This is a genomic window from Micromonospora sp. NPDC006766, assembly GCF_040636055.1.
In the GTDB taxonomy this organism is placed as follows: domain Bacteria; phylum Actinomycetota; class Actinomycetes; order Mycobacteriales; family Micromonosporaceae; genus Micromonospora.
The window spans coordinates 1-11,973 of the sequence record NZ_JBEYIX010000020.1; the positions used below are offsets into that span (position 1 = coordinate 1).

Consider the following 11,973-nt stretch of genomic DNA (forward strand, 5'->3'; position numbering starts at 1 on the left):
GCCAGGCCATGTCCAACCCGGCCACCAATCTGGCGATAACCGAGAACGTCGAGCCCGCCGCCCGAGCCGGTGCGCCGCGGAGAACGCGGCGACGGCGGGGTCAGGGGATTCGCAGTACGCGGCGGAGGACGGCTGGTGAACGCATCCCGGCCAGTCGGACCACACGGGTGCCACCGGCAGCGGCTGAACGCGCCGACCGTGCCCGCATGGCCGCTGGCGCGACGTGGTCCTCCTGGAATGCCGCAGCACCCAGGATCACTTGGCGGACAGCGGCGCTTCCTGACGCAGGGCGAGGGCTGGGCACATGGCGATCGCCTTCCGCGCGCTACTGTCCAGCCAGGGTGGGACCGGCGCCTCCGGCAGGGACGGATAGCCGTTCGGGTCCAGCGTGATCAGTTCGGGCGCGAGTTGGGCGCACAGTCCGTGTCCGTCGCAGCGGGACCAGTCGACCATGAGCCGGCCGGCTGTCGATTCCTCGCTCTCGGGTAGCGGCAGTACGCCCCGCACCGGCGCGCCGCAACCGCCGCGCGCCAGGTGCGTCGCGATGTCCTCGGTGAACGTGTCGATCGCGGAGAGCGCGAATCGGACGGTGCCGTCCGGGTGGCTGCACGCGCCCCGCCCGCGGACCCCGCCGGCCGCCGCGCGGATGCGCTCCAGCGCGGCGGCGCCGCCGCTGCCGTCGCTGAGCGCGCTCATCGCCCGCGCCAGATCGGGCAGGCCCAACTGGCACGGTCCGCACTGGCCGGCAGACTGCCCGGCGAGGTAGCGCAACACTCGGGCGGCCTCGCCGAGCGGACAGGTCCCGTCCCCAAGGGGCAGCATGATGCCCGCCCCGAGTGTGCCGCCGACCGTGTCCAGGCCGGCGCGGGACACCTCCGCGCGGGCGGCCGCGGCCGGGGTGATCCATTTGCCGTGGAATCCGCCGGTCAGGAGGCCGGGACCGATGGTGGCGGCGCAGAGGTCGAGCACGTCCGCCAGGGGCATGCCGGTGGGCACTTCCAGCACGGCCGGCTGCCGGGCGGAGCCGCCCACGGTGAGCAGCACGGTGCCGGGTTCGTCGGGGGTGCCGACCTCGCTGTACGCGTACGGACCGAGATGCGCGGCGACGGCCAGTTGCGCGTACGTCTCGGCGTTGGACAGCAGGGTCGGCCGGCCGCCCACGCCGGCGTCGCTGGCCAGGCTCTTGCGTCCGGGCGGGATCGGGACATCTCCATTGAGGCCACGGATCAGCGCGCCGCTCTCGCCGGAGATGAACCGGTGCGGCATGGTGACCAGTCGGGTGGGGGCCGGCATCCGGCGTTCGGCGACGGCCGCGAGCACCGAGTCGGCGGCCACGCCGTCGTCGGTCACCCCGATGACGATGCTCTCGGCCTTGAGCGCGTGCGCGGCGAGCGCGGCGCCGTCCAGCACCAGATGGGGGGCGCGGGTCAACAGCGCCTTGTCCTTCCAGCTGGCCGGCTCGCCCTCGGTGCCGTTGACGACCACGGTGACCGGAAGGTCCCGCCGCTGGGCCGAGCGGGCCACCGCGTCGAGCTTGCGGGCGAACGGGAAACCGGCCCCGCCGCGTCCCTTCAGGCCGATTTCCTTGGCGAGGTCGAGGATGGCCGCCAGGCTGAACGGGCGGAGATTCCCGTGTACGGCCAGGTGCACCCGGTGGTCCAGGCGTTCGGCCCGGTCCAGCCCGGCGGTCAGGCGTGGCGGGCCGAGGTGCCCGACGACAGGTACGGTCACCGGCCGACCTCGTTGCGGATGTACGCCCAGAACTCCTCGTCGGTGATCTCGACGGTCTCGTCGAGTTGACGCGCCAGGACGGGTTCGCCGGCCGGGGCCGGGCTGTGCGGCGGGGACACCGGTCGTTCCTCGCGCAGCGGCCGGTACGGCCGGTAGTCACTCGCCCGGCGCTGGCGGGGCGCGGCGACGGTGCGTTCAGCCGCGGGCGCGGCGACGGTGCGTTCAGCCGCGGGCGTGGCAGCCGCGTGCGCCGGTCGGTGGGCCGTCTTTTCGTCCGGTTCCACGTCGGCCCACTCGGTTGCGCCCAGGGTGGGAATGAGAACGTTCGTCGCCAGTGGGGTGGCGGCGGCCGGTTCCGGCTGGCGCGTCGGGCGCATCCGGCGGGTGGTCTGCGCCGCGGCTAGGTGTGTGCGGCGGCTCAGGGCCACGAAGAGGCGCACCAGCAGGGCCAGGGTGACCAGACCGATGCAGATGCTGTAGCTGACCACCACCCAGGTGGGGGCGGGCCGGCCGGACGTGAGCCCGTGGACCAGGGCGAGGCCCCAGGCGGCGTACGCGGTGGCGTGCAGGACCCGCCAGCGGCCCGGCCGTCGGCTTTGCGCGTACGAGGCGCGGGTGACACCGGTCCAGGTCGCCACGATCATGAGGTAGCTGGCCAGCGTGCCGAGCCCGACCTGGATCGGCCGGTGCGAGGCGAGGAACGGGACCGCTGGGTCCCACAGTTGGGCGTGGCCCTCGATGAGCTTCGTCGCGACGTGGATCGCCAGGCAGACCATGGCGGTGGCCGCGGTGGCCCGGTGCACGATCTGCAGCAGGATCCGGTGGCGGATCAGCAGAAGCAGCCGGTCGGTCGCGGCCAGCCCGATCATCACCGTGATCGAGAGGCCGACCAGGCTGAACACGCCGGTGAAGAACTCCAGGAACGCGAAGGACCTGGCGATGGCGACCCTGCCGACCGGCGTGAAAGCCGCGGCCGTGACCACGGCCACGGCCGCGCCGAGGGCGAGTCGCCGGGTGCCGTTGCGGCGCGCCGGCCGGGCGGCCAGGCCAGTGGTGCGGAGCGGCGACCGGGTTGTCCTCCCGCCGTCCATGTCACCTCCGATATCGCGACGCGCTGCGCCGTTGTCCCCGGCGGTCGCCGCGTGCGAACATCCGGCTGCGCAGGGGGATTGGCCTGGTGCCCGGTGGGTTTCTACCAGTGTCGGGCATAGCAGGCAACCGTCCTTTATGAGAACTTAAGGTTTGCCGCGCCGGGCATAGGCCGCCGCACGGTTCGATCGCCGACGATGCGCAGATCACGGGAGGGATGACGATCGAACGGCACCGAGCCGCAGGCGAACTTGGTTGCGCCGCAGCACTCCCGGCGTCATCGGTGCGGACCTACGGCCGATAGCCGCGATGGCGCTGGCGCGCTTACCCTGACCGGGTTGCTTGCTGTGACGTACCTCGGAAGTGTTCTGCACGCCGCCTTCCGATCGCCGCATGCCTGGCGAGGCGCGGTCACTGTGAATGTTGGCTTTTCCGGAACGAGTCGCTGCCGCAAGGGAGTCGGGCTTGATGGGGCAAACGGGCATCAGTCAGGTGGTCAGCGCCCCGTCCGGGGTGCGGCGCATTCGTTCAGAGGCTGAGGCCGGCGAGCTCGCGTACCGGTTGTTGATGCCGGGGCGGCGGTGGCCGATCGTGGTGTTGACCATCCCGGGGGAGCACGACGAGCCGTTCGGTGATCCGGGCGAGATCAAGGAGGCGGTCGGCGACCTGGCTGAGGTGGTGCTGATGCCCACGAGCGACATCTCGTGGGCGTTCTCACGAGCAATGCCACCGATGACCCAGGTGTACGGCGGCGCGGGCCGGGTCTATCCCGTCGATCACGCCTGGGTTTCTGATCCTGGGCGCAGCCGGTTGCGGTTCGCCTACTCGCCGCATGACCGCAAACGGATCACCGACCAGTTGATCAGCGATGCGCTGCAGGCGGCTCTGGCAGCCGGACTGGTCGAACCGCGGACTCGTTCCGGAACGCAGGAGCGGTCCGGCCGGGTGCAGGGCGTCATCGGATCGCGCGCGCTGGTCACGTTGGCCGACATGTCCATGGCCACGGTGTGGGAGGAGCTGACCGTCCCCGGCGTGGCGTTGGACCGGGTGCTGGTCAAGGGGCAGACGGTGTCGGGCCGCTACGACCCTGAGTCGCGGCGGCTGGATCTCCGTGCCGCGCTGCGGTTCGCCGACGCCGCTACCGCCCGCGCCGGCATCGATCAGGCCTACCGTGTCGGCGACGTCATTCTCGCCGAGGTGGCGGCCGTGGCCGACGACGCGGTCGCCGTCCGGCTGCTGCCCGGCCTTGAGGTCGAGGTCGACAGGGCGGCGGTCACCAGCAACCACAAGGACACATTGGGCAATCTCTTCAGCGTCGGCGAGATCGTCGCCTGTCGCCTCGTCGCGGCCGAACCGCTGCGGCTGCGATTGGACGACGTCGACGACGAGGAGGTGCCCAGGCCGGCGCCGAGCCTGCTTCCGGGTGGGCCGCCGTGGCTGCGCCCGCCCGAGCCGGAGCCGCAACCGCCAACTGCGGCGGCGTCCCGGCCACCGGTGGCGCCGCCGCGGCAACTCGTCGAGCCAAACGTGGCGCCTCGGCAGCCGACGCCGTTGGACCTGGCCCGACGGCTACCCCCGTCGCAGGGACCGGCGACGGCGCGAGCCACCCCGGCGGCGCCGGGGGTTGACCTGACGTACGTGTCGCAACTGAGTAACGAGCTGGCGGCCGAGCGGGCCACCCGCAAGGCCCTCGCCGACGAGCTGGGTGGTTTACGGGCGCGAGCCGCCGAGCTCGAGGCCCAGCTTGCCCAGGCGACCCTCTCCATCGAGCAGCTACAGACCCGTTACCGTGGCGCCGACCTGGCTCGGCAGCGTCTGGCCAGGCAGCTCAAGAGCGCGCAGGGCCGCGCCGACCAGACGGCCCGCGTGGCCGGCCCGCTGTTCCTCGATCCCGAGGAACAGTTCCGCTACGAGGTCACCTGCGAGTGGGCGCAGCGCATTCCCGCCGCCGAGAAGGCCGACAAGCCCCTCGCCAAGTACGCGCTGGCTCCGGATTTCCTTGAAACCGTTGAACAGCTCGAAGGCATCAGCCGGGCAAAGGTCGTAGCCGTGGTGGTGGAGGTGCTCACCGGCCAGGTCCAGCACCTCGCGGGCCGTGACCTGCACCCACTGCGCACGGGCGCCGCCGGCAGCCACAACGTTCGCCGGCCTGACGGAGCGACCTGCTGGCGGGTGGCGCTCCAGCGAGAGTCGGCCTCCGCGCGCCGGCTGCACTACTGGCATACCCGCGACGGGTACGAGTTCTCTCGCGTCGCGCTCCACGACGACTTCCGGCCGTGACAGTCGGCGTTCGCGCGCCGGTCCGTGGCCCGGCCGGCGGTGCGGACCGCCTTCGACCGGCCATCGATGTCGCCTCGACCCGGGCATGGTCACGTCGGTGACGGGCGGAAGCCCCGGGTGCGGATCGGGCGTCCGGCCGTGGCGTTGGCCAGGCCGGTGGAGCAGAGGCGGTCAGTTGTGCTGCGAGAGACACTCCGGCGATGGGATCCTCGGGTCTGGAACGCGACGCCGGAAGAGGTGGCGTCCGACTATCCGTGTGATCGCCACCTGACCGTGCCGTTCCGCTCGTTCGTCCGGGCCGTCGACGTGGCGGCGCCGGTCCCCGTGGTGTATCGGTGGTTGTGCCAACTCAAGGTCGCGCCGTACAGCTACGACCTGGTCGACAACCTGGGGCGGCGCAGCCCCCGGGTCCTCACCCCGGGCGCCGAGGAGCTGGCGCTGGGCCAGAAGTTCCTCATTTTCGAGGTGGTCGATTTCGTCCGCGATGAGCATCTCACCGGCCTGATCGGGCAGCGGCACCGGCGCAGCTACGGCGAGGTGGCGGTGACCTACCGGGTGACACCGTGCGCGGCCGGCACCCGGCTGGTCGGGCGACTCGACGTCGGCGCCACGACCGTCTTCGAGCAGGCCCGCCGGGCCGCGCTGGCGGTCGGTGACGCGCTCATGGGCCGCAAGCAGCTGCTCACCATCAAGGAGCTCGCCGAAGCCACCGCGGTTCAGGAGTGAGTCGTGTCGGAGGCGGCTGGCACACTCATTTCGGCGCCATCGGTGCGCCGGTTGTGCGCACCCTTCGGCGCGGTGCCGTACCTCTAAAGTTGTATCGACGGTGGACTATTGATGCGAGGTGGCTCTCCTTGGACGCAGCGGCATTGATGTTGGCCGGCGGACGGCTAGCGTCTAGGCCAGATGCAGAGAGAAGAGGGTCACAAAATGCTCCGCTTCAACATTCTTGGCGGTCTGGAAGTCCGGCAGCACGGCCTTGATTGCACGCCGACCGCGCCCAAGGTTCGTGCCGTTCTCGCGCTGCTGCTGCTACGGGCGAACCAAACGGTGAGCCAGGACGCCATCTTCGACTGGTTGTGGGGTGACCGGCCGCCACGAAGCGCCGCCACCACCACACAGACGTACGTCTACCAGCTCCGCGCACTGTTCGAGCGGGTGGGCGTCGCCGGCTCCGCCGACCAGCTCCTGATCACCCGACCGACCGGTTACCTGCTGTCGCTCGGCGAGGAACAACTCGACGCCACCGTCTTCGCCCGCCTTTGTGCCGAGGGCGGCGCGTTGCTGGACGCGGCTCAGCCGGCCGAGGCCGCCCAGCGACTGCGCCAGGCGCTGTCCCTGTGGCGGGGGCCGGTGCTCGCCGACGTCCGCGTCGAGGACTCGATGGCCGCCGACATCGCACACCTCAGCGAACTGCGGATGCGGGCGCTGGAGCTGCGCATCGAGGCGGACGCCCGGCTGGGCCGCTACCGGGAACTCGTCACCGAGCTGCGGGGCCTGGTCGCGGCGCATCCGTTCAACGAATGGTTCCACGCCCAGCTGATCACCGCGTTGAACCGGTGCGGCCGGCGGGCCGAGGCACTGCACGCGTACCGGAACCTCCGGCAGACCCTCTCCGACGAACTGGGCCTGGAACCAACGCCGGAGCTGCAGGAACTCCAGCGGCAGGTGCTCAACGGCAGCCCCGTGCGGCTGCTCGCAACCGTCAGCTGACCGCAGGCCGGCGCCCCCGACTTCCGGCCCGCGCGAGCGGATGTCGAGGAGCGGGGCGCCGGCCGGTTCGGGCCGGCAACGTCAGCGACGCCGACCCGGCCACGGGCCGCCGTCGAAGGTGGTCAGCCGCGTAGCCGTGGGGCCGACGGCTTCTCCGGGCTGACCAGGTTCATCGCGATGGCCTTGTTCACCGCGTCGATCCGGGACACCGCGCCCAACTTGGCGAACACGTTGCGCAGATGCCGTTTGACCGTGCCCTCGGTGATGTCCAGCCGCCGGGCGATCTGCGAGTTGCTGTACGCCTGCGCCACCAGGCCGACGATTTCCACCTCTCGATCGGACAGAACCCTGGCGCCGGTGTCGCTGACCTGCTCGAAGCTCTCCCGCGAAATCGACAACATGATCCGGTCGGGGTCGGCCCGCACGCTCCGCAGCGTCGCGACGAGGTCGTCCCGGGTCACGCTCTTCAACAGGTACGCCCGAGCGCCGGCACCGAGCAGCTCCCGCACCACGGTCGGCTCGTCGAACATGCTCAGGATGATGATGCGGGTGGCCGGCGCCGCCGCGAGGGTCCGGGTGATGGTGGTGGCGGCGTGATCGCCGGGGATGCCCACGTCGAGCAGCATCACGTCCGGCCGGTGCGCGGCGACGAACGCCACCGCCTCGCCGCCGGTGCCGGCCTCACCGATCACGGTCAGGTCCGGTTCCATCGACAGCAACTCACGAAGCCCGTGCCGGAACAGGGCGTGGTCGTCGACGAGCAGGATCCTGGTGGGCGCGGAGGACGGTGTCATGCCACGGCCCCGGCCAGCGGGATGTACGCCTCGATCATGGTGCCGTGCCCCGGCGTACTGTGCAGGGCGAGCTTGCCGCCGAGCAACTCGACACGTTCCCGCATCGAAGCCAGCCCGCCCCCGCCGCTGGCCGTGCCGGCGTCCGGATCGAAGCCGACGCCGTCGTCGCTGACCCAGGCCCGGACCTCGTGCGGCGCGATGTCCACGTGACTCAGGATGGTGTTGGCCGACGAGTGGCGGAAGGCGTTGCGCAGTGCCTCCCGGACCACCAGGAACAGCTCGGCCAGCACCTCGGGAGGCACCCACGCCTCATCCCCGCGGACCGCGAGGTCGACCGTCGCGTTGCCCTCGCCCATCACGTCGAGGAAGCCCCGTAGGGCCTGCTCCATGTTGTCGAACTTGGACTCCAGCCGCAGGTCGGTGGCCACGCCCCGGACCGCCTCCAGGGTGTGCAGGCTGGCCCGGTAGGCCACGTCCATCTTGCTCTGGCTACGGTCGGGATCGGTCTTTGCGTATGCTCCGGCCAGTTCGAGGTTACGGCTGACGACGCTGGCTGATCCGCCGACCCGGTCGTGCAGCTCGCGGGCGATCCGGCGTCGCTCGGCGAGCTGAGCCTCCTGGACGCGGTCGAGCAGGAACGCGACGTACATCTCGGAGGCCCAGCGGATCCGGGTCGTGATGCTGCGCTGCAGAGCCTGGGTGGCCGTCCGGATGATGCAGGTGGCGTCCGGCTGGCCGGACGCGGTCTCGATCACCGCGTCGAGCACCGGCTCGAACAACTCGTTGGCGGTTCGCAGGGACTCGACCGGGTGCACATTGCTCTGGACCCCCGCCGACCCGGTCTGCCAGAGAAAGGCGATCGCCGTCTCGTCGACCTGAATCTGTCCTGTTCGGACACTGTCGGTGACATCGATGAGCACCTGCCGTGCCTGCGCGATCGCCTGGTTGAGAAGGGCTTCTTCCAGCCCCAGCGGGCCGCAGATCCCGATCAGACGCTTACGGAAAGTGTCTAAAACGGTTTCGTGGCGGGCCTCGAACGCGCTCGCGACAGCGATTCCCGTAGCGAGCGCGTTTTGATCCATCGGTCCCTTACCCTCCGTCGAGCCATCCCCCCGACAGGCAAGTTTCCATGGCTTCCCGGTTGGCCGGCAAGATCCGCTGGTACATGAATCAACTAGTTCACCAATTTGTGTTGTTGCGTTGTCCGCGCGGTGAGCCGCGTGTAGCGGATTGCCGTGAGGTTGAACAGCAGGCCACCAGAAAGCCAAATCGGATCCCACAACAGCAGATGCCACGGCAGCGCCGCGCGGCCCAGCCCGGCGGGGACGTCGACCACCCCGGCCACGATCAGCAGGTGCTGCACCACGTTGGCCAGGGCGTACAGCGACAGCAGGGTGGCGGCGCCCCAGCCGGCGAGCAGCAGCAGCCAGCGTGGCGCCCAGCGCGGTAGTTGCCGCACCAGCGCGAAGGCGAGGGCCGCAGCGATCAGCTTGAGCACCGCGGTGGCCCACAACAGGGCCACGAACGACGGCTCCCGGGCCAACGCCGGGCCTTCCACGGCCGGGCCGATCGTGCCCGCGCCGACCAGGCCACCGGCCGCCCAGTAGAAGCTGAGCGCGGCGAACAACAGCGACCAGAGGCAGGCGCCGTATCCGGCCCACGCGCCCGGCCGGACGCCGTCGCCCTTCGTCGGGTCGGCTGGGCCGCCATCACGCCGGCCATTGATGCTCGCTGCGGTGCCGCGGGTCAACGGGTCCTCCCGTTTGGTCGGGTTCGTCAGGTCAGTCGGGATGGTATCGGTGGCCGTCGGTGCGGTCGCGCCGCCGGCATTCGCCACGCTCGCCCGGCCTGCTCGAAGTGCCCTCTACCCTCGCTCGACCGGCAGCCCGGTGTGTTCGAGGCGACGTCGAGGCCGACGCGAGGCCGCCACAAGGCGGTGCCTCGACGGTGAGAACCCGACCACGCTGCGGATGACGGGACGGCGCGCGGCGCTCGCCGCCGGACGCGGCCCAAGGACTCACAAAGGACTCCGGGTGATGAACCGACGGGTTGTGGTAACCGGGCTCGGTCCGGTGTCGAGCATCGGCATCGGCGTCGACGCCTTCACGACGGCGCTGCGCGCCGGGCGCAGCGGGATCACGCCGATCGCCAGCTTCGACACCACCGGCTTCCTCACCGACCGGGCCGGCGAGGTGCACGACTTCGCGCCGGAGGGGATGCTGGCCCGACTCGACCCGGCGGAATGGGGCCGCAGCAGCCAATTCGCCGCCGCCGCGGCTCGGCTCGCGCTCGCCGACGCGCAGGCCACCGACCTGGCGGACCGGTCCGACCGGTTCGGCGTCTGCATGGGTACGACCAGCGGCGAATCCCAGGTCGTGGAACGGCTCACCGAGCACTGGCTGGCCCGCGGTTACCCCAGCACACCGGAAGCGCTGGCCCGCCAACTGCCCGCGGGCCGGGTCGCCGAGGCGGTCAGCCGCGAACTTGGCCTGCGAGGTACGACGCTGACCGTCTCGACCGCCTGCTCGGCGAGCAACTACGCCCTCGGGTACGCCTTCGACGCCATCGCCACTGGCGAACAGGACTACATGATGGTCGGTGGCGCCGACTCGGTGTGCCGGTGGGCGCACGCGGGCTTCTACCGGCTGGGCGCGCTCGCCGCCGAGCAGTGCGCGCCGTTCGACCGGGACCGGGCCGGCGTGATCACCGCCGAGGGCGGCGTCGCGCTGTTCCTGGAAAGCCTGGACTCGGCGCGGGCCCGCGGCGCCCGCGTCTACTGCGAGGTGCTCGGCTACGGGCTCACCTGTGACGCCAAGCATCCGACCGCCCCGGACGCGGCGAGTGTGGCCCGCTGCATGCGGCTGGCCCACCGGGACGCCGGCATCAAGGCCGACGAGGTCGACTTCATCTGCGCCCACGGCACCGCCACCCCTGCCAACGACACCGCCGAGTACGAGGCGGTGCGTGACGTCTTCGGCGACCGGATGCCGCCGATGAGTTCGATCAAGTCGATCCTCGGCCACACGATGGGCGCGGCGAGCGGATTCAGCGCCCTCGCCGGCGCGCTGGCCATCTCGGCCGGCTTCCTCGCGCCGACCATCAACCACGTGACCACCGACCCGGCGATGCCCGGTCTGGACGTCGTGCCGAACGAGGCACGCCCCGCGCAGCCGCGCATCGTCCAGGTCAACGGGTTCGCCTTCGGCGGCAACAACGCCATCACCATCCTTGGACGGCTCTGATGACCGTGACGACAGATTCGCGTGCCGAGACCTTCGCGCTCGGCGTCTCCGGCTGGGGTGTGCTCTCCCCGTACGGGCTGGGCGCCGACGAGTTCACCGCCGGGCTGCGCACCGGGCGGGACGGCACGACCGACGCGGCGAAGCTGACCGACGCCCCGGTCCCGGACCCGCGGGCGTACGCCCTGGCCAGTTTCCGGGCCCGCGACCACCTGGGCCGCAAGGGCACCAGCTTCCTCGACCGGCGGACCGCCTTCGCCGTACTGGCCTGCCGGCAGGCGCTGGCCGACAGCGACCTCGTCGTCGGCGACGACAACCGGGACCGGGTCGGCGTGGTGCTCGGCACCGGCGTCGGCAGCCTCCAGTCGACCAGCGACTACAGCCGCGACACGCTGGTGCAGGAGAAGCCCTACCTGGTCAACCCGATCCTGTTCCCCAACACCGTGCTCAACTGCGCGGCCGGCCAGGCGGCGATCTGGCACGGGCTGCGCGGAATCAACGCCACCCTCGCCGGCGGTCCGATGGCGACCCTCGCCGCCCTCCGCTACGCGATGACCGTTCTCGGGCGCGGCCGGGCGGAGGCGCTGCTGGTCGGGGCGATGGAGGAGTACACCCCGCACATGGCGTGGGCCGACCACCGGGCCGGCGGCGCGTCGACAACCGCCGGGGGCGAGGGCGGCGCGGTCTTCCTGGTCGAGGACGCCGCCGCCATGCGGGCCGCCGGCCGGGAACCGGTCGTGGAGATCCTCGCAGTCGACCTCGGCCACACCGGCGGGCGGACCGACCTCGCCACGGCGCTCGCCGACCGGGTGCGTCGGATGCTGCGCCGGGCCGGCGTCGCCCCCGAGGAACTGGCCACCGTGGTCACCTCCGGCGCCGCCGCCGAGCAGGACGCGCTCAACGCGACCATCGGCCCGGACGCGAGCCGCGTGGCGATCACCGACCTGGTCGGCAACTGCCCGACCGCAGCCGGAGCGCTCCAGGTCGCCGCCGTGCTGGCGCACCACCGGGGCGAGCCGGAGCACGACGACTGCCTCTCGCTGATCGTCGCCAGCACCGCCGACGGCTCCGTCGGCGCCGCTCTGCTGAAGGGGAACGGGCGTGCCGCTCGCGATCACCGGTAGCGC

Annotated in this window: 10 protein-coding genes; 5 read left to right on the forward strand and 5 right to left on the reverse strand. The window is 71.5% G+C overall.

All coding sequences use genetic code 11. The features are described 5' to 3' along the window. Window positions 1–255 precede the first annotated feature (255 nt). Together ABZ671_RS18060 and ABZ671_RS18065 are read right to left on the reverse strand one after the other, a co-directional pair. Window positions 256–1,731 (reverse strand): NADH-ubiquinone oxidoreductase-F iron-sulfur binding region domain-containing protein, encoded by a 1,476-nt coding sequence (locus ABZ671_RS18060; RefSeq protein ID WP_357858822.1) that lies wholly within the window; start codon window positions 1,729–1,731, stop codon window positions 256–258. Next, window positions 1,728–2,822: a ferric reductase-like transmembrane domain-containing protein gene (locus ABZ671_RS18065; RefSeq protein WP_357858825.1), complete on the reverse strand. Its 1,095-nt coding sequence runs from the start codon at window positions 2,820–2,822 to the stop codon at window positions 1,728–1,730. The genes ABZ671_RS18060 and ABZ671_RS18065 overlap by 4 nt, the downstream gene beginning before the upstream one ends. A gap of 466 nt (window positions 2,823–3,288) precedes the next feature. Between ABZ671_RS18065 and ABZ671_RS18070 the strand changes: the two genes are divergently transcribed. From ABZ671_RS18070 to ABZ671_RS18080, 3 genes are all read left to right on the forward strand, one after another. Continuing rightward, window positions 3,289–5,100, forward strand: a complete 1,812-nt coding sequence (locus tag ABZ671_RS18070; protein ID WP_357858828.1) for a hypothetical protein — start codon at window positions 3,289–3,291, stop codon at window positions 5,098–5,100. Window positions 5,101–5,337: 237 nt separating this feature from the next. After that, a complete protein-coding gene (locus tag ABZ671_RS18075) occupies window positions 5,338–5,826 on the forward strand; it encodes a hypothetical protein (RefSeq protein ID WP_357858831.1) in 489 nt (162 codons plus the stop codon). 180 nt (window positions 5,827–6,006) lie between these two features. Further along, complete coding sequence (locus ABZ671_RS18080; RefSeq protein ID WP_357858834.1) at window positions 6,007–6,813, forward strand: AfsR/SARP family transcriptional regulator; 807 nt, start codon at window positions 6,007–6,009, stop codon at window positions 6,811–6,813. A 122-nt stretch (window positions 6,814–6,935) separates the two neighbouring features. Here ABZ671_RS18080 and ABZ671_RS18085 read toward each other — a convergent pair whose 3' ends face one another. From ABZ671_RS18085 to ABZ671_RS18095, 3 genes are all read right to left on the reverse strand, one after another. Continuing rightward, window positions 6,936–7,607 carry a response regulator transcription factor gene (locus ABZ671_RS18085; protein ID WP_357858837.1) on the reverse strand — a complete coding sequence of 224 codons (672 nt, stop codon included), beginning with the start codon at window positions 7,605–7,607 and terminating at the stop codon, window positions 6,936–6,938. After that, the gene (locus ABZ671_RS18090) at window positions 7,604–8,689 is read right to left on the reverse strand and encodes a sensor histidine kinase (RefSeq protein ID WP_357858840.1); all 1,086 of its coding nucleotides are present in this window, start codon (window positions 8,687–8,689) and stop codon (window positions 7,604–7,606) included. Before ABZ671_RS18090 ends, ABZ671_RS18085 begins: the two co-directional genes overlap by 4 nt. Before the next feature lie 92 nt (window positions 8,690–8,781). Then, window positions 8,782–9,444: a DUF3995 domain-containing protein gene (locus ABZ671_RS18095; RefSeq protein WP_357858843.1), complete on the reverse strand. Its 663-nt coding sequence runs from the start codon at window positions 9,442–9,444 to the stop codon at window positions 8,782–8,784. 199 nt (window positions 9,445–9,643) lie between these two features. Here ABZ671_RS18095 and ABZ671_RS18100 point away from each other — a divergent pair, with 199 nt between their 5' ends. Continuing rightward, window positions 9,644–10,849 (forward strand): beta-ketoacyl-[acyl-carrier-protein] synthase family protein, encoded by a 1,206-nt coding sequence (locus ABZ671_RS18100; protein WP_357858846.1) that lies wholly within the window; start codon window positions 9,644–9,646, stop codon window positions 10,847–10,849. After that, window positions 10,849–11,970 carry a beta-ketoacyl synthase N-terminal-like domain-containing protein gene (locus tag ABZ671_RS18105; protein ID WP_357858849.1) on the forward strand — a complete coding sequence of 374 codons (1,122 nt, stop codon included), beginning with the start codon at window positions 10,849–10,851 and terminating at the stop codon, window positions 11,968–11,970. Before ABZ671_RS18100 ends, ABZ671_RS18105 begins: the two co-directional genes overlap by 1 nt. Window positions 11,971–11,973: the final 3 nt, after the last annotated feature.